This is a genomic window from Streptomyces azureus (assembly GCF_001270025.1).
Classification (GTDB): domain Bacteria; phylum Actinomycetota; class Actinomycetes; order Streptomycetales; family Streptomycetaceae; genus Streptomyces; species Streptomyces azureus.
The window spans coordinates 1-21,425 of the sequence record NZ_DF968200.1 but is presented as its reverse complement, the minus strand read 5'-3'; the positions used below and the strand labels follow the sequence as shown (position 1 = coordinate 21,425).

Annotated in this window: 20 protein-coding genes and 3 pseudogenes; 8 read left to right on the top strand and 15 right to left on the bottom strand. The window is 68.6% G+C overall.

What is annotated here, in order from left to right; all coding sequences use genetic code 11:
* Window positions 1–251: 251 nt before the first annotated feature.
* The 6 genes and pseudogenes from AOQ53_RS03640 to AOQ53_RS03615 all read right to left on the bottom strand — a co-directional run bounded on the left by AOQ53_RS03640 (window position 252) and on the right by AOQ53_RS03615 (window position 5,739).
* Entirely contained in the window at window positions 252–1,514 is a 1,263-nt protein-coding gene (locus AOQ53_RS03640) for a TolB family protein (RefSeq protein WP_078945127.1), read from the bottom strand.
* A 509-nt stretch (window positions 1,515–2,023) separates the two neighbouring features.
* A pseudogene (locus AOQ53_RS42630) lies at window positions 2,024–2,508 on the bottom strand (IS5 family transposase); the annotation flags it as partial.
* 206 nt (window positions 2,509–2,714) lie between these two features.
* Complete coding sequence (locus AOQ53_RS03630; RefSeq protein WP_059414919.1) at window positions 2,715–3,089, bottom strand: nuclear transport factor 2 family protein; 375 nt, start codon at window positions 3,087–3,089, stop codon at window positions 2,715–2,717.
* 56 nt (window positions 3,090–3,145) lie between these two features.
* Complete coding sequence (locus AOQ53_RS03625) at window positions 3,146–3,952, bottom strand: DUF1684 domain-containing protein (RefSeq protein ID WP_078945126.1); 807 nt, start codon at window positions 3,950–3,952, stop codon at window positions 3,146–3,148.
* Between the two features lie 177 nt (window positions 3,953–4,129).
* The gene (locus AOQ53_RS03620; protein ID WP_059414915.1) at window positions 4,130–5,002 is read right to left on the bottom strand and encodes a class I SAM-dependent methyltransferase; all 873 of its coding nucleotides are present in this window, start codon (window positions 5,000–5,002) and stop codon (window positions 4,130–4,132) included.
* Between the two features lie 131 nt (window positions 5,003–5,133).
* On the bottom strand, window positions 5,134–5,739 hold the full coding sequence (locus AOQ53_RS03615) for an XRE family transcriptional regulator (RefSeq protein ID WP_059414912.1): 606 nt from the start codon (window positions 5,737–5,739) through the stop codon (window positions 5,134–5,136).
* Between the two features lie 91 nt (window positions 5,740–5,830).
* On the opposite strand from AOQ53_RS03615, the gene AOQ53_RS03610 reads away from it, so the two are divergent.
* Complete coding sequence (locus AOQ53_RS03610; RefSeq protein ID WP_059414910.1) at window positions 5,831–6,763, top strand: FAD-binding protein; 933 nt, start codon at window positions 5,831–5,833, stop codon at window positions 6,761–6,763.
* Window positions 6,764–6,897: 134 nt separating this feature from the next.
* Entirely contained in the window at window positions 6,898–8,496 is a 1,599-nt protein-coding gene (locus tag AOQ53_RS03605) for an MFS transporter (RefSeq protein WP_059414909.1), read from the top strand.
* 239 nt (window positions 8,497–8,735) lie between these two features.
* Here the strand turns inward: AOQ53_RS03605 and AOQ53_RS03600 are convergent, their stop codons facing one another.
* The 5 genes and pseudogenes from AOQ53_RS03600 to AOQ53_RS47245 form a co-directional block, all read right to left on the bottom strand.
* Entirely contained in the window at window positions 8,736–9,071 is a 336-nt protein-coding gene (locus AOQ53_RS03600) for a tetraspanin family protein (RefSeq protein ID WP_148640281.1), read from the bottom strand.
* Window positions 9,072–9,121: 50 nt separating this feature from the next.
* The gene (locus AOQ53_RS44420) at window positions 9,122–9,295 is read right to left on the bottom strand and encodes a hypothetical protein (RefSeq protein ID WP_167745675.1); all 174 of its coding nucleotides are present in this window, start codon (window positions 9,293–9,295) and stop codon (window positions 9,122–9,124) included.
* Window positions 9,296–9,853: 558 nt separating this feature from the next.
* A complete protein-coding gene (locus AOQ53_RS03595) occupies window positions 9,854–10,918 on the bottom strand; it encodes an aldo/keto reductase (protein WP_059414906.1) in 1,065 nt (354 codons plus the stop codon).
* Between the two features lie 69 nt (window positions 10,919–10,987).
* Window positions 10,988–11,323, bottom strand: coding sequence for an SDR family NAD(P)-dependent oxidoreductase (locus AOQ53_RS47250; protein WP_269085433.1), 336 nt, complete (start codon window positions 11,321–11,323; stop codon window positions 10,988–10,990).
* A gap of 67 nt (window positions 11,324–11,390) precedes the next feature.
* Window positions 11,391–11,710, bottom strand: a pseudogene (locus AOQ53_RS47245) (SDR family NAD(P)-dependent oxidoreductase); the annotation flags it as partial.
* 138 nt (window positions 11,711–11,848) lie between these two features.
* Here AOQ53_RS47245 and AOQ53_RS03585 point away from each other — a divergent pair.
* Both AOQ53_RS03585 and AOQ53_RS03580 read left to right on the top strand, forming a co-directional pair.
* A complete protein-coding gene (locus AOQ53_RS03585; RefSeq protein ID WP_059414905.1) occupies window positions 11,849–12,433 on the top strand; it encodes a TetR/AcrR family transcriptional regulator in 585 nt (194 codons plus the stop codon).
* 128 nt (window positions 12,434–12,561) lie between these two features.
* Window positions 12,562–13,452, top strand: a complete 891-nt coding sequence (locus tag AOQ53_RS03580) for a tyrosine-type recombinase/integrase (RefSeq protein ID WP_078945124.1) — start codon at window positions 12,562–12,564, stop codon at window positions 13,450–13,452.
* A 42-nt stretch (window positions 13,453–13,494) separates the two neighbouring features.
* Here the strand turns inward: AOQ53_RS03580 and AOQ53_RS03575 are convergent, their stop codons facing one another.
* From AOQ53_RS03575 to AOQ53_RS03565, 3 genes are all read right to left on the bottom strand, one after another.
* Window positions 13,495–14,214 carry an IS6 family transposase gene (locus tag AOQ53_RS03575; protein ID WP_059414904.1) on the bottom strand — a complete coding sequence of 240 codons (720 nt, stop codon included), beginning with the start codon at window positions 14,212–14,214 and terminating at the stop codon, window positions 13,495–13,497.
* Between the two features lie 281 nt (window positions 14,215–14,495).
* Window positions 14,496–15,614 carry a fatty acid desaturase family protein gene (locus AOQ53_RS03570; RefSeq protein ID WP_059414902.1) on the bottom strand — a complete coding sequence of 373 codons (1,119 nt, stop codon included), beginning with the start codon at window positions 15,612–15,614 and terminating at the stop codon, window positions 14,496–14,498.
* Between the two features lie 7 nt (window positions 15,615–15,621).
* Entirely contained in the window at window positions 15,622–16,677 is a 1,056-nt protein-coding gene (locus tag AOQ53_RS03565; RefSeq protein ID WP_059414901.1) for a ferredoxin reductase, read from the bottom strand.
* Window positions 16,678–16,764: 87 nt separating this feature from the next.
* On the opposite strand from AOQ53_RS03565, the gene AOQ53_RS03560 reads away from it, so the two are divergent.
* The 4 genes and pseudogenes from AOQ53_RS03560 to AOQ53_RS03550 all read left to right on the top strand — a co-directional run bounded on the left by AOQ53_RS03560 (window position 16,765) and on the right by AOQ53_RS03550 (window position 20,231).
* Complete coding sequence (locus tag AOQ53_RS03560; RefSeq protein WP_059414900.1) at window positions 16,765–17,904, top strand: PucR family transcriptional regulator; 1,140 nt, start codon at window positions 16,765–16,767, stop codon at window positions 17,902–17,904.
* A gap of 406 nt (window positions 17,905–18,310) precedes the next feature.
* Window positions 18,311–19,405: an NAD-dependent epimerase/dehydratase family protein gene (locus AOQ53_RS03555; RefSeq protein ID WP_059414899.1), complete on the top strand. Its 1,095-nt coding sequence runs from the start codon at window positions 18,311–18,313 to the stop codon at window positions 19,403–19,405.
* A gap of 40 nt (window positions 19,406–19,445) precedes the next feature.
* A pseudogene (locus tag AOQ53_RS45730) lies at window positions 19,446–19,636 on the top strand (hypothetical protein).
* 25 nt (window positions 19,637–19,661) lie between these two features.
* Complete coding sequence (locus AOQ53_RS03550; protein WP_059414898.1) at window positions 19,662–20,231, top strand: hypothetical protein; 570 nt, start codon at window positions 19,662–19,664, stop codon at window positions 20,229–20,231.
* Window positions 20,232–20,691: 460 nt separating this feature from the next.
* Here AOQ53_RS03550 and AOQ53_RS03545 read toward each other — a convergent pair whose 3' ends face one another.
* Window positions 20,692–20,940 carry a hypothetical protein gene (locus AOQ53_RS03545; protein ID WP_107083996.1) on the bottom strand — a complete coding sequence of 83 codons (249 nt, stop codon included), beginning with the start codon at window positions 20,938–20,940 and terminating at the stop codon, window positions 20,692–20,694.
* Window positions 20,941–21,425: the final 485 nt, after the last annotated feature.

The window sequence follows — 21,425 nt, the reverse complement described above, 5'->3', positions numbered from 1 at the left end:
CCTCCTGCCCTGACAGACACCCAACGTCACCACCAACTACGGGCCAGAGCCGAACGATTTACAGTCCCCCCGGGCTGGGGTTCCCGCCGCGATCTGGAAGGTCGTGGCGCTCGCCGCGACGTCCGCCGGGGACGTCGGCATCACCTAAGCGCCTCCTGGCCGCGCCTGATGTAGGGATGTCGTCAACGCGTGTCGGTGAGAACCGACGCGCGTCGGGCAATCTGTGAACTCATGGGGTGGTGGGGCGGCGGTCAGCGCAGCCGTCGCACGTAGGCGTCCGCTTTCGGGCTGCGCGGGCCCGGGGCGAGGTTGTCGGCCGTGGAGGAGAAGGCCACCGTCCGGGCCCGGGCGTCGAGCGGCCGGTCCCCGGTGTCGGCCTGGACCCGCGTGCCGGCGGCGTCGGTGATCGCCACCCTGGTGCGACCGTGGCGCAGGTCGCGCAGGTACCAGGTGCCCGGGTCCGACGTGCCCGCGAACGCCCGGAAGAGCAGGTACCGGCCGTCGCGGCTCAGCGCCCCGTCGGCGGTCGACAGGGCGGGGTCGGGCGCCTCGACGATGCGCAGGGCGTCGGTGCGCAGGTCGCGGACGAAGACGTTGGAACCGTCGCCGTTGGTGTCGTCGGGGCCGAGGTCGGTGGACGTCGAGGTGAAGGAGGCGTAGCGGCCGTTGCCGCTGATGCCGGCCTGGGACCCCCTGCCGTTGCCACGGGCGCCGTCGGGCGTGGTGTGCAGCGACCGGTGGGTCCCGGTGAGCGGGTCAGCCACCTTTACGTCGGAGGCCGGATTGTCGTAGGGCCAGTAGCTGCTGTTCGTGTACACCATGACGCTGCCGTCGTCGCTGAGCAGCGGCCCGGTGGCCCGGTGCAGGGCGAACGGGTGCTTCGTCAGCTCCCCGGTGCGCATGTCGCGTACGGCGACCAACGCGCCCGGTCGGGGGACCGTCTCGCTCACGGCGAACGCGACATACCGGCCGTCGGCGCTGACGGACGCGTGCAGCGCCCGCGTCAGGTAATTGCCGAGGTCGTTGCCGACATACTTCACTTCCCCGGTCCGCAGGTCGCGCCAGTAGACCGAGTGCTGGTCGTGGACTTCGCCCGGAACCAGGTCGGTCGAGGCCGACACGAAGACCAGGTACCGTCCGTTCGCGCTGATGGCTCCCTCGGTGCCGCCGAGCCCGGACTGGCCTCCGGCGGCGTCGGTGCTGACACGCTGGGTGCGGCCGGTCCTCAGGTCCCGCAGGAAGACGTCCGGGGCGCCGTTCGTGTCGCCGGGGACCAGGTTGGAGGCCGATGACGTGAAGACCGCGTAGCGGCCGTCGGCGCTGAGCGACGGGGCGTCCGACGCGCCGTCGGCACCTTGGCTTAGGCGGACGGTGTGCCGGGCGCCCGGCTTCTTCCCGTGGTGCTCGCGGTGCGGGTCGTTCGGTGCCGCCTGTGCCCCAGTGGGCGCCAGCAGCACCGCCGCGCACACGCAGGCGGTGACGGCAACGGCTGCGACTCCGAGTCTGCTTCGCATGGATGCGTTCCCCCTTGACTCGTGCGGACGTGGACGCCGCCCGGGCTCGGCGTGCCTCGCACCAGGCGTCGGCGGCGGCCGTGGGCGTCGACCGGGCGCTGACCAGACGTCGCGGCGGCAGGCGGCGAGACCCCGATCAAACTCCAACTGCCGCCCCTGAGCAATCCGATGAATGCTGTACAACCAGGCGGCGAGATCAGCGGTCCGTACGCGCAACTCCCGGTGTCGCCAGCTGGATGGAGCCCCTTCGCGCTCGACCCTCACCACGAATCACGCGCTGCCGTCGGCCCGGGGATGATGTTGTACCAGGTGGCCTGGGCTTTCATCCCGCTCGTCATTGGGGACCTGGACGAGCTCATCAGCCGGTGGGCCGACTGGCTCGCCCAGGCGGCGACGGGCCGCCTGTGCGAACGTGACCCCCAGGGTTCCTGGAGGCGATGATTACACGAGGCCGCCCAACAGCGGCCCGTTCCGAGCGCGGGGCGAACGGCTAGGACTTGTTCGCCCGATCATGTGCGAAGCCAGATCACGAGGGCTGCGACGGTGGCGGTGCCGAGGAAGACGTAGCCGCGTTTGTCGTAGCGAGTGGCCACGGCCCTTGCCTGCTTGAGCCTGTAGATCGCCCGCTCGACGGTGTTGCGCTTCTTGTACCGCTCTTCGTCGAAGCCCGGTGGTCGACCGCCGCGTGAGCCCTTGCGTCGGCGGGCGGCCTGGCTGTCGGCCTTTTCCGGGATGTGTGCCGGATGCCCCTGCGACGCAGGTACTGGCGGCACGGGCCGTTGCTGTAGGCCTTGTCCGCGGCGAGGCTGTCGGGCTTGGTGCGGGGCCTGCCCGGTCCGCCACGGGGGACACGGATCTTCTCCAGGACGGCCTCGAACTGGGTGCAGTCCGCTCGTTGCCCGCCGGTGACGAGCAGGGACAGCGGTCGGCAGTACCCGTCAGCGCTCAGGTGGAGCTTGCTGGTGAACCCGCCGCGCGAGCGGCCCAGGCCCTCACCTCCTGCACCACCTCCACCAGCCGGGCGAGCAGGAAGGGCACGCCCGTCGCAATCGCCCTCAGGGGCTACCTCACTGCCCTGTTCGTGGCCCAGTCACGAAATCCCGGCACCTACCCGAGCAACTCCCTGCCCGTGAACGACATCGATACCGTGAGCTGGGTCGACCTGTTCGCCACTCCGTCAGAGCGGCCCGACCTCGGCTCTCAGCTGTCCTGGCCGACGGGGATGAAGTTGGCGTACTCCTCGATGCGGGTGATCGCTCCGGCGTCGTTGAAGCCGAAGAAGACGGCGGCGTGCACCTCGCCGCGCATCCCGTTCTTTGTGGCGACGTGCACCAAGTGCTGCTGAAGAACTTCGCCGTGCTGAGAGAGCTGGCGGAGGATCTCATAGCGCATCGACTCGATGGACTCGATCTGGCCCTCCATTCCCGCGACGTTCTCCTCGATGGACTGCTCGCCCTTGCCATCGTTGTGCCACACGGTGGCGGTTTCTGCGCAGAGCGCACGGGCGGCCTTCCAGTCGCGCGACTCGAGTGCGCGGAGGTAGGCGACGGCCTTGTCCTTGAGGTCCTGACTCATGCTGGTCTTCTTCCTGTACGGGCTACGGGTAACGTGCAAAAGGGGGTTGGGGCAGGTCAGCTCTGACCGGTGGCGGAGTGGATCAGGGCGCGCTCGCCGACCTCGATGCGCATGGGCAGGTGGTTGCCGGGTGGCGAGAGGGGGCAGACAAAGACGTCCGGGTTCAGGTGGTGGTGCGAGAGCGTGGCCTGGTTGAAGTCCACGGTCACGGCGCTGCCTGGCTCCAGCAGCGGCAGCACCAGCCAGCGGCCGATCTGCGGGGTGGAGTCCCCATTGGTCTCGTCGGTGAAGATCACCAGGCGCTGCCCGGGAGACTCCTCAAGAACGGCGAGGGCGTATTCGGTGCCGTGCACGGTCACGACCAGGTCGAGGGGAGCGAGGATGGCCTCCGTGCTCCGCGGGGCGGTCAGTCGTTCCACCTCGATACGCCGCCCTTCCGGCGCAGCCCGGTAGTGGCCCTCGAAAACCCAATCCGGGTTATACGGGAAGCGGTCGATGCCGCTGAGGCCGGAGCGTTCGACCCGGCTTTGATCCATGACGATGACGCCATAGAAGCCATCGGCGCCGCCCGCGAAGCCGTTCAGGTTGCCGGGGAATTCCAGAACGCTGCCGGAGGGCACTTCCGTGGTTCCGTCGACGGCCTCGCCGTTGGCGCGTACGCCGTCCTCGGCCTTGGCGGCCACTGTCAGCGCACCCGTTTCTGTGGTGGTCCACTGGCCGGGCAGGCCGGGCAGGGTGTGCGGATCGCGGCCGTTGATCTTGGCCTTGGCGATGACCGTGCCCTTCCCGTTCGTTCCGGCGATCTCTTCCCACCGGCCCTGGCGCCAGGCTTCGTGGTCGGCGGGCACCTGAGGTGCAGTCATGGAGATACTCCCTTCCTCTCCACCGCGCCGTGGGTTGCGCGGCGGTAGCGCCGCGCGAGGCGTGCGCCGGCATGGTTGCTCAGCCGACGACACGCACGCGGGTGCGCGGCAGTGGTTGCGTATGAGGCAAGTAACTGGCTGCCGGCGCTGCCCGACAGACAACAGGGCGGCCCGGGTTCAGGCGCGGCGGGCTGCCCAGACGGTGCGTTCGGTGCGGACCGCGAGGTCGCTTCGGCGCAGGATGCTGTGTGGGCTGTCGACATCCAGGAGTTCGTCGAGTGCGACGAGGTCTTCGGGGCTGAGTGCAGGTGCGGCGGCGCCGCGGATGCGCTGCAGGCTGGCGTGGGCGTAGCGGCCGATGGCCTGACTGCGGTTGCCTTCGATGTTCACGGTGATGGTGCGCTCGTCCTCGACGGTGAACCCTGCGGCGGTCAGCATCGGCCCCCAGTCGGCACCGCGGTGGGGTACGTGTTCGGCGTGATAGCTGTCGGTTGCGGCATGGGCGCGCTCTTCGAGCCCAGGCTGGCCCTCGGGCGCGTGGGCGGGCAGGAAGCGGGGGAAACCGTCCAGTTCCACGACGGCGAACAGGCCGCCCGGCGCGAGCAGTTCGTGGACGTCGGCCAGTGCGCGGTCGGGGCGGGCCATGTGATGCATGGAAGCGGAGGCCCACACCAGGCCTGGTGTGCCGAGGTCGGGCCAGTGGTCGGTGTCGAGGTCGGCCTGCACGGTGCGCACACGGTCCTGCATGCCGCGGGCGTATGCCTTCTCGCGCAGGAGCTGCAGGTGGCCGGCGGAGGCGTCGACGGCGATGACGTGCGCGTCGGGGAAGCGTTCAAGGAGGGCAAAGGTGCCCGCACCGGTGCCGCAGCCCAGGTCCACGATCTGGCGCGGCTCGGAGTTCAGCGGGAGCCAGGCGGTGATGGACGCGATGTGCTCGGCGAGCACCTCGGCGTCCAGGTCAAGGATCTCCGCCTGGCCGCTGTCGTCGTGCTCTGGGTGGTGGCCGTGCGAGCCGCCATGGTGAGGGGTGTGGCCGTGAGCTGGAGTCATGGCACCACGGTAAGCACCTCATGCGCGAATCGCAGGACTGCTTGCGCAATACGCAAAGAGGTCGCTCTGTGTGCTGCCTGCCACGCAAAATCCCTCTCTTCTGGCGGCACACCACCGTTCTCGCACGGGCGCTACTCGCAGGGGCCCTGTGCGCTGTCGCAGTCGCCGGATTCGTCGGTGTCGCGTTGGTGGCCGCGGCGGGCGTCGCGGTCGAAGATGCCCATGATCTCGCACGGCCCGCCCTCGGCGCCGATCGCGTGCGGCATCATGGTGGGGAACTCGGCGGCCTGATTGGTCTCGATGCGGAACCGGCGGTGGCCGAGCATCAGGATTGCCGTACCGGACAGGACCACCAGCCATTCGCGGCCGGGGTGGGCGCGCATGCGGGCGGGATTGTCGGGCGGCGGTTCGGTCATCCGCTGACGCATGACGCTCATGCCGGGGTCGCCCTTTATGGGCCAGCGCATCAGGCCGTGGGTACCGTCGATCATCGGACTGATGACGACGTCGTCGGCGGCGTTCTCCACGAGCTGGTCCAGGGTGGTGTCCAGGGCGCGGGCGAGGGTGACGAGCTGGTCGAGGGCGAGGCGGCGCTGACCGTTCTCGATGCGGCTGAGCGAGGACTGACTGAGGTTGGCGCGGGTGGCCAGTTCCTCCAGGGACCAGCCCTGCGCGACCCGCAGGGCGCGGATCCGTTTGCGTACGAGGCTGTCCAGCTGCCCATCTTCTTGCGTCATAGGCAATACTCTATGCCTTCACTGCAAGGCTGGCTTAACGTCGAATACAGACGGTCCAGCACGGGGGCCACGTATGACGAAAGGGCGCGACATGTCTGCGCGGACTTCCCGCTACGAGAGCGACACCCCGCCCGCCGAGACCGTGGACGTGGTGGTGATCGGCGGCGGCGCCGCGGGCCTGAACGGCGCGCTCATGCTCGCCCGCTCGCGCCGCTCGGTCGTCGTGATCGACAACGGCACCCCGCGCAACGCGCCCGCCGCAGCGATGCACGGCTTCATCGTCCTGGACGGCACCCCGCCGCCCGAGATCCTCAAGCGCGGACGCCAGCAGGTACGCCAGTACGGCGGACAGATCGTCTTCGGCGAAGTGGTCGCCGCCGAGCCCGCCGCCCCCACGGCCGACGGTGATCTGCGGTTCACCGTCACCCTGGCCGAGCACTGGGGCCGCAGCGTTGTGCACTGCCCCTACTGCCACGGCTGGGAGGTCCGTGACAAGCCCATCGGCATCCTCGCAACCAGCCCCGCCTCCCTCCACCACGCACTGCTGTTCCGTCAACTCACCGACGATCTGGTCTACTTCACCAACGGCACCGTCCTGGACCAGGACGCGCGCGCCCGGTTCGCCGCCCGCAACATCCGCACCATCGAGACCGAGGTGCAGGAAGTCGTCAACGACGACGGCGGCGCTCTGGCCGGCCTGCGCCTGGTCGACGGCACATTCGTGGAACGGCGGGTCATCGCGGTCGCAACGCAGATGCATGCCCGCACCGAGGGCCTTGACGGACTGAAGCTGCCGATGGAAGACCTGCCCGACAACACAGGCCGCCGCTTCGCCTCCGCCATGGCCGGCACCACCGACGTTCCAGGCGTGTGGGTGGCCGGAAACGCCACCGACCTCACCGCGCAGGTCGGCGCGTCCGCCGCGGCCGGCGCCCTGGCCGGATCCCACATCAACGCCCTCCTGGCCACCGCCGACACCGACGCGGCCCTCGCCGCAGCACAGGCCGAGAACGCCCCCGCCTGACACCCCAGCCGCCGTAGCTGAACCGCGCGACCGCACACCTGCAGTCCGCGCGGTGAACAGACCTCCGCTTCACCACCCTTGGCGACCGGCCCTGCTCCGGCGCTGATTCCGCATGCCCCTCTTGAGAGGAAACAATGAGTAGCAACCTGCCTCCCCAGGCGGCGGCCGCACCAGTAAGCGGCGGGGGTACGCCGGATGCGCGTCAGCTCCGCGCGATCCTGATCACCGTCTCGATCGCGCTGATGGCCGTCATCGCCTCGGTGTCCGGCCTGAACGTCGCCCAGACCCATATGGCCGTCGAGTTCAGTGCCTCGCAGACCACCGTCCTGTGGATCATCAATATCTACACCCTGGCCCTGGCCGCCCTGCTGCTGCCGCTGGGCGCGATCGGTGACCGGCTGGGCCGAAAGCCCATGCTGATCACCGGACTGATCATCTTCGGCGCGGCCAGCGTCGTCGCGGGCCTCGCCCCGTCGGCCGCGGTGATGATCGGCGCCCGCGTTGCCGCGGGCATCAGCGCCGCGATGATCATGCCGATCACGCTGGCCGTCATCACCTCCACGTTCCCCGACGAGGAACGAGGTAAAGCGATCGGCGTATGGACCGGCGTCGCCGGAGGCGGCGGCATCCTGGGCATGTTCCTCTCCGCCCTGCTGGTCGACGTCGCGGACTGGCGCTGGCTGTTCGTGCTGCCCGTGGTCCTGGTCGTCGTCGCGCTGGCGATGACGCTGAAGTCGGTGCCCAACTCCCGCGAACGCGCCACCCATTCCTTCGACACCATCGGTGCACTGATGTCCACCATCGCCGTCATCGGCGTCATCTTCGTCCTGCAGGAAGGTCGCGAGCGCGGCTGGACCGACCCCGTCACCCTGATCAGCCTGGCCGTCGGAGTCGTCGCCGCCATCGCCTTCGTGGCCTGGGAACTGCACCGCCGCGACGCATCCCTGCTGGACGTACGCCTCTTCCGTGAGCGCGGCCTGGCCAGCGGCTCGATCACCCTGCTCGTCGTCTTCGGCGTCCAGGCCGGCATCGCCGTCCTGCTCTTCCCGTTCTTCCAGGCCGTGCTGGGCTGGTCGGGTCTGCTGTCCACCGTGGCGATGATGCCGATGGCCGTCATGATGATGATGACCTCCAGCCTGGCCCCCAAGATGGCCGCCAAGATCGGCGCCCGCTCCACCATGACCGTGGGCGTCGCCCTGTCCACCCTCGGCCTGGCACTGATGGCCCTGTTCGTCTCCGTCGACGGCGGCTACCTGTCCATCCTCGCCGGCATGCTCGCCATGGGCATCGGAATGGGCCTGTCCATGACGCCCTCCACCGAGGTCATCACCAGGTCCCTGCCACGCGCCAAGCAGGGCGTGGCCTCCGCCCTCAACGACGTCACCCGCGAATTCGGCACCGCCCTGGGCGTCGCGATGCTCGGCGCGCTCCTGGCCAACGGATACCGCAGCGCCATCGACGACAAGCTCGACAGCATCCCCCAGGGAGCTGCGGACACCGCACGCGAAGGCATCGCCAACGCCATCGAGGTAGCCCCGAGCACTGGCAGCCACGCGCAGGACCTGATCCACACCGCGCAGCAGTCCTTCGTCGACGGCTGGCAGCAGGCCATGTGGGCAGGCGTCGCCGTCATGGCCGGTCTGTTCCTCTACATCCTCGCCCGTGGCCCGAAGAACACCACCCCGACACCGACTCACGACGCAGGAGCCCCAGAAGCTGTGTCCGCGCGGTAACTGGGCTATTCAGCACCCTTTAACGCGGCACACCCCTGCTGACCTGTCTCGCGGGCACAGAGCCTTCCCGCCCACTGTCCAGAGTCCGCCGACCGGAAGTCGGCGGCCTCACACGTTCGTGCCCGCGGCCGTGCCGTGCTGAGGGCGTTGCCCCGGTGACGTTTGCTGGCACACCGAAGGCGGTGATGGTGACCGGGTTGATCGTGGTCAGGGCGACGGCCACGGCGGCAAGCAGGTGATCAGCAGCAGGGTATGGAAGCGGCTGGCGTCGGCCGGCCGCGGGGTTTTGCCCCAGGTCCGTCCGAAGTGGTGGGCGACGGTGTAGCTGGAGGACAGCGCGTTTCGATGGTGGAGTCGAAGACGGCGGCGACAATCCCGAGGATGGCAAGGGCGAACCCGACCCTGCCGAGCGCCAGGCCGACGGGCCGGACGGTCTGGCTGAGGCTCTCGACCTGAATCCCGGCCGGCTGGAGCACCTGGTAGGCCACGACCTGGATGCCGATGGCAAGGATGCCCCCGGTCGGGTAGCCGACCCAGCAGTTCATCCTCACCTCCATCGGGTTGCGGGTCTCCACCGGTGCTCGACTGCGGCGGAGGAGAAGAAGAACACCTCGTACGGGGTCATCTACGCGCCGAGCATTACCAGCGCGTAGAAGAAGTAGGTGAGCAGTCCCTCCCCGAACGGCAGACTCGGGTGGGTGGCGTCATGCAGCATCTGACCCCAGTCGGGGCCAAGCTGCCAGACGGCGATGACGAACACGAATAGCGCCATGCCGGCGAGCCCGTAGACGCGCTCCATCATCCTCCGCGAGCTCTGCCCGGCCGAGTTCGTTGTCGGCGATGTGCTCGTGGCGGGAGTCCTGGCGTGCGTCGAAGCGGGCGTCCTCGGGGGCCGCCGCGACGGCGGCCGCGGTCATCCCCTTCGCGCGGCGGGGGACCACGCGCCGGCCGATGCGGGCGTGGTCGACCGGTTCGCGGGGCGCGGCCGCGCGGGGAACGGGACGGCTCACAGTGCGCCGGGGCGGCCAGGGGCTGCTCTTCAGTGCCTCGCATTCGGGTGCGGAATAAGGTGCGGGCCGCTGCCAGAGCGCTGTGCGGCGCCCGCGAATATGAGCCGAAGCGCGGTTGTCACCGCAGAGCCGGTTGAGCTGGTGAATGAGACCGGTCGAAGCAGTCTGGTTGTCACCGGTGAGGCACACGGCTTGTGACAAGCGCTCATTCGGCATCCTTTCTCTCACCAGCCGCCCAGGCGGCGACAACAAGCTGCCCTCGCGTCGGTCTGGTCTGGCCGGTGTGCAGGGAACGCACGCCGGCCAGTGGCAGCGGTATCGCCGCTCCCTGGCACTTTGCCCGATCGTCAGCGGCGGGCCTGGATCTTCAGGTCGCCGCGGGTCTGGATGCGGATGTGATCGCTCGCGAGCATGGCGTGGGGGAATCCGAGTTCGATCGCGCTGACCTCGTCCAGACGCGCCATCTGGGCCGGGGTGAGGTCGACTTCCAGAGCTCCCAGGTTCTCCCGCAGTTGCTCGGAGGTTCGAGCCCCGATGACCGGCGCAGTCACCCCCGGGTTGTGCAGGGTCCAGGCGAGCCCCACCTGGGCCGGCGTGCGGCACAGCTCGTCAGCGACTTCCTTGACCACGTCCACGATGGCGAGGTTGCGCTCGGTCACTCCGCCGAGGGCCAGGTTGAAACTCTTGCGGGCGCTTTCGCTCTCGCCGGACGGCGACGTGGTCAGGTCCTGGCGGCTGTACTTGCCGGTCAGTACTCCTCCCGCCAGCGGTGACCACGGAACTGTTCCCAGCCCCAGTTCCTGCGCCATCGGGATGAGGTCACGTTCCCCGGTACGCTCCACCAGGTTGTACTCCAGCTGCAGTGCCACCAGCGGTGACCAGCCGCGCAGGTCGGCCATCGTCTGCATGCGTGAGATCTGCCAGGCTGGGGTGTTGGAGATGGCCACGTAGAGGACTTTGCCCTGTCGGACCAGGTCGTCCAGACCGCGAAGGATCTCCTCCACGGGTGTGGTGGGATCCCACACGTGCAGGTAGAGCAGGTCGATGTAATCGGTGTTCAACTGTCGCAGGCTGGTTTCGACCGCCCCGAAGAGGCTCTTCCGGCTCGCGCCACCGGAGTTGGGGTCATCAGGCCGCCGCAGGGTCGTGTACTTCGTGGCCAGGACCAAGCTGTCTCGCCTGTCCCGGGCGAACTCACCGAGCATGCGCTCCGACGTGCCGTTGGTGTAGGTGACCGCCGTGTCGATGAAGTTCCCGCCGCGCTCGACGTAGAGGTCGAACAATCTCCGCGCCTCGTCCTGCTCCGCGCCCCAGCCCCATTCGTTGCCGAAGGTGGCCGCCCCGAGCGCGAGCGGCGAGACCCGCAGGCCGGAGCGTCCCAGTTGTCGGTAGGCGTCGAGAGTGAGTGGCATCGTGTTCTCCTGTAGTGGTGGGTTTCTGAGGTTCGAGGGGTGCGGACCGGTGGTCGGCGTGCCTGAGTTTCAGGCGCGGAGCCCGTAGCCGCCGGCCACGGCGACGTCCTGGCCGGTGACGTAGCCGGCGGCGTCCGAGGCGAGGAAGGCGACGACTTCCGCGACCTCCTGGCTGGACCCGAAGCGCTCGAACGGGATCTTCGTGCGCATGGCGTCCCGGCCGCTCCGGGGTATCCCCAGCTTGTCGAACAGCGGGGTCTCGGTCGCGCCGGGACTCACGGTGTCGACGCGGATCCTGCGCGGAGCCAGTTCGAGCGCGAGCGAGGGCAGCATCGCCAGCAGGGCACCGCGCGTGGCTGCCCCCACCGCGGAGCCATGGCTGCCCCTGTGGGATGCGATGCCCACGGTGAGGGATCGATCCGCCGTCGTTCATCAGTGGTAGGGCCTTCTGGAGAGTGAAGTACTGACCCTTGAAGTTGACGTCGACGTACTTGTCGAACGACTCCTCCGTCACGCCGGCAACCGGTGCGGGGCGGAAGACCCCGGCATTGAGGAACAGCAGGTCGGGAGACCCGAAACGTTCGGACACCCTTGTCATGAGAGCGTCGGTGTCGGACAGAACGCGTGCGTCGGATCGGACGACGAGTACGTCGTCGGAAGCTCGAGTCGTGCTCGCGCGAGGGACTCGGGGTTCTGTCCGGTAACGGCGACCTGGTAGCCACGGGCGTGCAGCAGTGCGGCGGTCGCTCTGCCGATTGCGGTCGTGCCGCCGGTGATGAGTGCTGCGGGCATGGCGGGCCTTTCGTCGGCGGGCAGGGTTGGGCGTCCCAGTAAGCGGAGAGCTCCCCGCTTGGGTCGACTGTACACTTAAACGGAGACATCCCCGAATCGTCCCGGCGCCTCGACCCGACACTCCTGATCGCGAAGGCCATGACACCTCCACGCAACACCCTGCGCGCTGATGCCCAGCGCAACCGCGAGCACCTGATCGCCACAGCCGCTGAGGCTTTCGCCTCCGGAAAGGCAATCTCGCTGGACTCGATCGCCAAACGCGCGGGCGTGGGAAGCGGCACCCTTTACCGGCACTTCCCCACCCGAGAGGACCTGGTCGAAGAGGTCTACCGCGACCAGATCCGCTCTCTGCGCGACGACGCCCGGGACCTTCTGGCCACCGAGAAGCCCGCACAGGCTCTCCACGCCTGGATGCGCCGCTTCGCCGAGTGGGCGGGTGAACGGCGCGGCATCTGCGAAGCCCTGGTCGCCATGAGCGCTTCCGGACGTTTCGGCACCGGACCCGTCTGCGATGAGATCCAGCAAATCCTGGGGATGGTGCTCCAGGCCGGCGCTGAAGCAGGAGAACTGCGCAGCGACATCGACCCGGTCGACGTCGGCGGCATCCTCACCGGCGTGCTCTCCGTGGCCGGCGCGCCCGAGCAGCGCGCCCAACTCGACCGCATGCTCACCGTCGTCGTCGACGGGCTGAAGCCGCGCCAGGAAGATCGAGGGCGTGCCTAGGGTCTGGCGTCAAATGATCTTCGGTCGGGGATCATGGTCGGGTGATACGCCGTCATGAACTGTCCGTTCTTCGGGTCCCATGGAAGTGACCAACAGCGTGGCGTCCTGGGCGGCCTCGGCGAGGCAACCTGGACCGCTGGCCCGACGCGGCGGGCCGGCTGGTCACGCTCATCCTCACCCGCTGCGGACTGCGCATCTCCAGCGCTCTGGCTCTGGACTTCGACTGCCTCCTGCACGACGGCCAGGGCGCTCCCTACCTGCGCCACTTCAATACCAAGATGAGGCGCGAGGCGGCCGTGCCCATCGATGAGGGACTCGAAGCAGCCGTTCGCGAGCAACATCGCCGGGTGCTGGACCGGTGGCCGGACGGGGCTGCCTGTCTGTTCCCCCGCCAATGCGCCAACGTCTCGGGCAACCTCCCGCTGGCGGACGGCACTTACCGGCGGATGCTCGGCCGCTGGCTGGAGACCTGCGAGATCCGTGACGAACACGGCCGGCCAGTACACCTGACGCCCTATCAGTGGCGGCACACGTTCGCCTGCCGACTCATCAACCGGGACGTCCCGCAAGAGGTTGTCCGGGTCCTCCTGGACCACGATTCGCACAAGATGACCGCGCACTACGCCAAGATCACCGATCAGACGGTACGGCGACACTGGGAGCAGGCCACCAAGGTCAACATCAAAGGCGAGGGAGTTTCCCTCGACCCTGACGGACCCCTCGGGCAGGCCCAGTGGGCCGAGACCCGTTACGGCATCGCCACCCAGACCCTGCCCAACGGCTACTGCGGGCTGCCCGTTCAGAAGACCTGCCCGCGTGCCAACGCCTGCCTGACCTGCCCGGTCTTCCTCACCGGTCCCGAGTTTCTGCCCGGGCTTCGCGAACAGCGCACCCGCACCCTGACGCTGATCGACAACGCGAAGAGCTGCGGCCACACCCGCATGACCGAGATGAACCAGCAGGTCGCCGACAACGTCGACCGCAGGCGTTGTCACGTTGCTGGATGTGGGGGTGTCTGACGGTGTGCCGGGGCGTGGAGGAGTCGGGTTCCGGCTGTGTGCTCACGGCGCGGTGGGCAGGCCGGCGGCTCCGGTGATCTGCTCCCAGATCGCGAAGCGGACGGTCCTCTCGGCTCGATAGTGGGATGCGGGGATCAGATGGCGGCGGGGTCGGAAGTGGGGCGAGATACCGCTGAACGCGGACAGAAACCGCTGTGCTCCGCCCACCGAGCGGAAGCCTTTCATCGCTCGTTCCCGCTGCCTCGTTGGCTGGTGACTGTTTTCCGCCCGGTTGTTCAGGTACTTCGACTGCCGGTGCTCGACGCAGGGCATGACCTCGCGGTGGGCGGCGCCGTGGGAGCGGAGCTTGTCGGTGACGATCACCTGCGGCACCGCACTGGTCTTCTGCATCAGTCTGCGCAAGAAACGCCTGGCCGCGGCCTTGTCCCGGCGGTCCTGCACGAGGATGTCCAGGACGTTGCCGTCCTGGTCGACGGCCCGCCACAGGTACCGCTGCTCGCCGTTGATCTTGATGAAGACCTCGTCCAGGTGCCATTTGTCACCAGGCCGGAGCTGCCGGCGGCGCAGCGCGCCTGCGTACCGCTGCCCGAACTTGGCGCACCAGCGGCGCACCGTCTCGTACGAGACGACGATCCCCCGCTCGAGCATGAGCTCCTCGGCCTCGCGGAACGACAGCGGGAAGCGGTAGTACAGCCACACGCAGTGGGAGATGACCTCGACCGGGTACCGGTGCCCCTTGTACGACAGCGACACGGCCCCCACGAACAGCCCTCTCCAGCACGATCCAACCAGAAGATCATCCCACTTGGTCAACCAACGTGACAGCGCCCGACGCCGACCAAGCTGCCGCCGACCCCGACCACGGCTGGTCAGCGGGACGCGGCCGGGGCCCGCAGCGCTACGAGCCGGGCTCCTGGCGCAGGTCCAGGACGGCAAGCTGAAGTTTGCGCCCGAGGTCTCCGGTCGCCCACCGTCCGCAACGGATCTCACCGAACCCGGCGGTGCCGCCGGTACGGCCGAGAGATCTGAACCGATACCGGGAATCAGGCCGCGACGAGCTCCTGCTCGTGGTCCGGCGTTTTGACCTTGGGCTTCTTGTTCGGCAGCGAGAGCCGGAAGACCTTGCGCCACGCGGAGAACACCTGCTTGGGCAGCGGTCCGGTGACGTACTCCAGCTCGTACTTTTCGAACAGTGCGCGCACCTTCACCGCGACCTCGGCGTACCGGTTGCTCGGCAGGTCCGGGAACAGGTGGTGCTCGATCTGGTGCGACAGGTTGCCGGTCATGAAGTGCATGGCCTTGCTGCCGCTGATGTTCGCCGATCCCATCATCTGGCGCAGGTACCACTGGCCGCGCGTCTCGCCCTTGATCGACCGGCGCTCGAAGACCTGTACGCCCTCGGGGAAGTGCCCGCACATGATCACCGAGTGGGTCCAGATGTTGCGGACGAGGTTCGCGGTGAACGTGGCGGCGAGCGTGGGGAGGAACGACGGGCCCGACAGCAGCGGGTGGATCACGTAGTCCTTGAGCACCTGCTTGCGGATCTTGCGGCCCACGGCCTTGGCCCGCGCGCGGAACTCCGGGTTCTTGCGGCGGCGCTTGTTCAGGTTCTTGCCGAGCTCCAGGTCGTACGCTGCGATGCCGTACTCGAAGAAGCAGGCGTTGATGAAGTTCCACAGTGGCTGGCCGAGGTGGAACGGGTGCCACTTCTGGTCCTCGTCGACGCGCATGATGCCGTAGCCGAGGTCGTTGTCCTTGCCGATCACGTTGGTGTACGTGTGGTGCAGCTCGTTGTGGGAGTGCTTCCACTGGTCGGCCGGCGAGACGTGGTCCCATTCCCAGGTGGTGGAGTGGATCTTCGGGTCCCGCATCCAGTCCCACTGGCCGTGCAGGATGTTGTGGCCGATCTCCATGTTGTCCATGATCTTCGCCACCGACAGGCCGGCGGTGCCGATCAGCCACGCGGGCGGGAAGATCGAGAACAGCAGCACGCCCCTGCTGACCAGCTCGAGCTTGCGCTGCGCCGAGATGACCTTACGGATGTAGGCGGCGTCTTGCTCGCCGCGGCCGGCGATCACCTCGTCGCGGATCGCGTCCAGCTCGCGGCCGAGCTCCTCGATCTGCTCCGCGGTCAGGTGGGCGGTGGGGTCGATGGCGGTCAAGGTGCTCCTACCGTTCGATGTCGCAGGGGCCCGCCGCGGCGGACACGCAGGTCTGGATGAGGACGCCCGGCTCGGCCTCGGTGATCTCGCCGGTGCGCAGGTCGCGGACGGCGCCCGCCTTGAGCGGTGTGACGCAGCCGAAGCAGATGCCCATGCGGCACCCGGAGGGCATGAGCACGCCGGCCTCCTCGCCGATGTCCAGCAACGGCGTGGCGCCGTCCGCGTCGACGGTCTTGCCGGTGGCGCTGAACGTGACCTCGCCGCCGGCGCCGGCGACGACGATGCTGGGGCGGAAGCGTTCGGTGTGCAGGCGCTCTTGTACGCCGTGCTCGCTCCAGTGCTCTTCGGCGGCGTCGAGCAGGCCCGCGGGCCCGCAAGCCCAGGTCTCGCGCTCGGCCCAGTCGGGTACGAGTTCGTCGAGACGGGCGATGTCGAGCATGCCGTCTGTGTCGGTGTGCACCTCGGTGAGCCGCAGCTTCTTGTCCGCGACCAGGTCGTGCAGTTCGTTGCGGAAGATCACGTCTTGCGGCTGTGGTGCGCAGTGGACCATGACGACGTCGTCGAACTCGGTGTCGCGCAGCATGCCCATCACGGGCGTGATGCCGCTGCCGGCCGTCAGGTAGAGCACTTTGGCGGGCTTGGCCTGCGGCAGCATGAAGTCACCGGTCGGCTGGTCGAGCTGGATCAGCGTGCCTGGTTTCGCCCTGCGGACCAGGTGGTTGCTGACCTTGCCGTCCGGGATCGCCTTCACGGTGATCGTGACGCGGCCGTCCTGGCGGTTTGTCGGCGAGGTGATGGAGTAGGCACGCCACAGGCGCACCCCGTCGACGTCGACCCCGATCCGCACGTACTGACCGGCTGTGTGGCCGCGCCAGCCCCGTCCCGGCCTGATCACGATGGTCGCGGCGTCATTCGTCTCGGGGTGCACGGCCTCGATGCGCCCACGCAGGTCAGCGCCCGCACGCAGCGGGCTGACCAGGTCGAGGTAGTCCGACGGCAGCAGGGGCGTCGTGACCATCTCGAGCAGTTTCCACGCCCTGCTGCGGAGGGCTGCACTCGTCATGGCTCCAGCTTGCTGCGCCTGAAGGCGTAAAGTCCTGACCGCAGGACGTGAATTTGGCTGGCTGAATTGTTCGCAGGGAATAGAAACGTGAGTCATGCAATCCGGAGGGCCAGCGAACTGGCCCTGGATGAGACGACGGTCACCGCACTGCGGGCCGCGTTGAAGACCACCGCCGACGAGGTCGTCCAGGCGATCATCGACGAGGTCCCTTCCTACGCCAACGCCCTTTCGGGCCACATGGGCGCCACCATCCGCCGAGCCGTCCGTACCGCCCTGGGGCACTACCTGGACCTCGCGAGCGGGAACGCCACAGGCGGCGACGCCGGTGACGCAGCCTACGAGTTGGGCCGCGGCGAGGTGCGCGACGGCCGTTCGATGGACGCCCTGCTCAGCGCCTACCGCGTCGGCGCCCGCGTGGCCTGGCGATGCCTGGCAGCGGGTGCCGTACCCGCAGGTCTGCCCGCCGCCGAGGTCGCCAAGTTCGCCGAGCTGACCTTCGCCTACATCGACGAGCTCTCCGCCGCGAGCGCCGCGGGCCATGCCGACGAACTGGCCGCCCGGGGCAGGGCCCACGAGCGCCACCTGGAACACCTGGCCCGCGACCTCCTCGCCGGCGCGAGCCCGGACGTGCTGCTGGCCTCTGCTCAACGAGCCGGGTGGCAGCCTCCGGTTTCGCTGACCGCGGTCCTGCTGCCCGCCGACCAGGCCCGGCCTGCCTACCGCGCGCTCGACCCGAGCACCCTCGTCCTTGACGATCTGCCGGACGCCACCGGTGTGCTGCTCGTCCCCGATGCGGACCGATCACATCTCTTGCGGCAGCTGACCGACCGCACCGCCGTGGTCGGCCCGGCCCGGCCATGGACTCGTGCGTCCGCCTCGTACGCACGAGCCGTACGCGCGCGCTCCCTCTCCTCTGATATTCGCGACACCGAGGACCACCTGCCCGAGCTGGTGCTGAGCGCCGACGTGGACGCGTTCGCAGACCTGCGTGCCCGAGCCCTCGCACCGTTGCGGACCTTGCCTGTCGCGACCGCACGGCGGCTGGAGGAGACGTTGCGGGCATGGCTGCTGCACCAGGGCAGGCGGGACGAGGTGGCGGCGGCGTTGTTCGTCCATCCCCAGACAGTCCGGTACCGGATGTCGCAGCTGCGGGAGCTGTTTCCGGATCTCGCATCGCCACACCGGGTCCTTGAACTGACGCTGGCGGTCGGTCTTCGGGTCAGCTGACGAGTACTGCCTCGTTCTCGGTGCCATCAGCTGGCTCATGCAGCCCGGGGAAGAGCGGTAGGTAGCGGGTGGTGGTTCGGCTCCCGCCGCAGGCGCTTGTTGCAGGGGCGTGGTAGGCGGCCGACGGCGAACAGGAGGACCGGCACGAACTTCCAGACCATCGGCCGCGTCGAGGCGGACGGCCAGTGACTCACCGTCGCGGGCGTTCCTGACCCGTCGACGGAGGGAGTCGGCGTCCGCGTCCGGCCTCCCACCCGCCCGCGGCCCGGGAAGGCATCGTCCTCCTTTAGCCGTGCCCTCGCGGCGAGCGTGCACGAACTCCCTTTAGGCACAGGGTGGTTGGGGCTGGGGCGGGCCATGATGAGATCATGGCAGACTGCGAGTTCATCCCCCGAGGAGTGCGCGCGTGAGCGAAAACCCGGCCGGCAGGACGGTCCTGGTGACGGGTGGCAGCGGCTTTGTCGCCGCCCATCTGGTACGGCAGTTGCTGGAGCGCGGCTACCGGGTGCGCGCCACCGTGCGCAGCACGGCGAACGCCGCGAAGCTGGATCCGCTGCGGGCGATGCGGGACGCGCACCCCGGCCGCCTCGACCTCTTCGAGGCGGATCTGCTCGCGGACGGCTCCTTCGACGAGGCGATGAAGGGCTGCTCCGTGGTCTTCCATGTGGCCTCGCCCTTCCTGATGCCGGAGAAGATCAAGGACGGCCGCCGGGACATGCTGGAACCGGCGCTCCACGGCACGCGCAACGTGCTCGCCGGCATCGACCGCACGGAGACCGTCGAGCGGCTCGTCCTCACGTCCACGGTGGGTGCGGTCTTCGGCGACTACGTCGACGTCCTGCAGATGGACGACCGGATCCTGTCGGAGAAGTACTTCAACACCACGAGCACGGTGGAGAACAACCCCTACCACCACGCCAAGACCGTGGCGGAACGGGCGGCCTGGGACGCGGCGGCCGCGCAGGACCGCTGGAGCATGGTCTCCGTCAATCCCGGCCTGATCCTGGGCCCTTCGCTCACCCCCGCCTCGGACTCCGGCAGCCTGTTCCTCCTGGACGAGCTGTTCAAGGGCTACTTCTTCTACGGCGCCCCCGACTTCAGCTTCACGACGGCCGACGTACGGGACGTGGCGGCGGCCCACATCGCGGCGGCGGAACGACCCGAGGCACACGGGCGTTACCTCGTCGCGGCACAGGAGATGACGTCGTTCCACCAGATGTCGACGATCCTGCGCACGCACCATCCCAGGAACCTCCGCCTCCCTCGCACCGCCCTCCCGCACTGGCCCCTCCGCGTCCTGGGACCGGCCTTCGGCCTCAGCCAGGACTACATCCGCAAGCACCTCGGCATCCGCTTCCGCGTCGACAACCGCAGAAGCGTCGAGGAACTCGGGCTCACCTACCGCCCGATCGAGGAGACGCTGCTCGACCACTACCGGTCGTGGCGCGAGCAGCGACAGCAGCGGCGGAGGACCGGGGGAGGGTCCGGCGGATCACACTGAGAGGATGGCGCGGACCGCAACAGAAGAAGGGGGGATGAGCATGGGTGTGCTCGTTCTGTCGTGTGTGCTCCTGCTCGTCGTCGGGGATGCGTCTGTGTGGTGTGGGCGGCGCGGGGCGGCCCGCGCTGGGTGCGCGCGGTGACCACTGCCACCCTTGCCGCCGGCCAGTTTGTGAGCCGGTCCGGGAGGGGTGGGGGCGGCCGTAACTCGAGCGGTGACTCCGACGGCTGAGCCCGCCCGTACAGGCACAGCCCTGGTGCACGCTGAGTACCACCTCTTCCAGATCACGGACCCGCAAGGGCCTGCGGCCGACGACCTGGACGCAAGCCACACCGGCCTGGTGTCCGCCGATGGCGGAGCCATCGAGGTGAACACCGGGATCCACACCGGAGACGTCCACGTCACGGTCGAGCCGCACGCTCAGCGGCCCGACCCTGACTCAGGCTGGGAAGAGATCGCTGAGATCTCATGCAACTCCCTCTCCGGGGAGCTGCTCGTGACGTCCTTCATGGACGATCCGGCGGATCTGCCTTCGCTGGCGTCGCAGGGCCCTGGCTGGTACCGGCTGCGCGTCCACGCGCGCAGCCGGGACAGGGTCGTCGACCAGACGACGGTGGACGAAGCTGTGGAGTCCTATCTGATCCAGAGCTGGCCCGCCGCACGCCAGGACGCTCTCCTGCTGAAAGCGACGGACGCCTACGGGGCCCAGGTACGAGCTCAACAGGCCGACGACACCATCGTCATCGACCACGAGGACTCACTCGATACCCAGACCGGCCGGGAACGCGACATCCTGCACCGGGCCGAACGCGGCGACTACTCCTGACCCGCGATTCATGTGTTCTTCGGTTGGGGCGGCACAGCCGCCACAACCGAAGACGCAGGCGAGGAACTGCGGCAGTTCGAGCCCGGCTACCGGGGCCTGTTCGCCCCCAGCGATCCGGCGACCCGGGCGCTGGGGCTGGCCCGATGACAGCCCCTGCCAGCGCAGCTGACGTAGCGCAGCCTCTCGCTCAACGACATCGAGACGGCCGTGGGCGCCGCCCGGACCACGGCCGGGGAGCTGCTGCCAGGAGGCGCAGGAGCTGCTGCGCAGCGGCTGTGACCCGATGACCGCATACGCGCCGCAAAGCTGGGGCTGACGCGCCTGAACACGGCGAGCGTGGCGGTACCCGCCACCGGGTGCCGTCCCGCTCGCCGTTGGCGTGCCGACCAGACTCCCCCAGCCCTGACCACGACCCCGACCAAAAGCGCCAGGCCCCGACCACGGCCCCGGCCACGGCAGGTCAGCGCCCTGTGGGTGTCACCGTGCTGCCGGGGCCGGCCTCGCTTTGCGTACCGGCCTGGGCAACCCCAACGAAGAGGGCGACCAGGACGCCGGCGGCGGTCAGCGCGACCGTCAGCGGTCCCTTGAGCGCCGGGTGGCGGTAGGCGAGGTAGCCAAGGCCAGCCACGACACCCAGGGCCACGATGACCGCGAGCACCAGGACGAATAGAGCGAGCGTGGACACGAGTTTCCCCTTGGGATCAGGCACGCGGCGGTCCGCGTGCGATGGATGGCGGAGCGTGGACGCTCCTCAGCCCTTGCGTCTCGGGCAGGACGCTCCGACAGCAGGCGCCAGGGTCGTTGATGGCGGGGTTAGCCCCGCAACCGGGGCTTGACCTGCACCTTCAGTGCTGGTGTGTTCCTCGTCACACGGTTACGTGTGGGGTACGTCCAAGCAGCAGTGCGGGGTTGACTCTGGCCAACGGGCAGGCGGCATTCAAGATTTCGAGGGCTTCCGGTAGCCGCAGTTTTCCGCGCTTCGGCTACCTGAAGCTCTGGACCCCCTTGAACGCGCTGAGCTGTTCGGCTACAGCCTCCTGCTGTTGTTATGGGGCGCGCGGGACCAGATGTTTGGGTCCTCTGACTTCAGCTAGTGTGCCGCGCCAGAAATCCGTCGGTAGATCTATCTCGTCTCGGCGGTCGGATTCTCGCCGCCGACCAAGGGCGTTGACCGTCCGCAGCTCAGCGGAAACT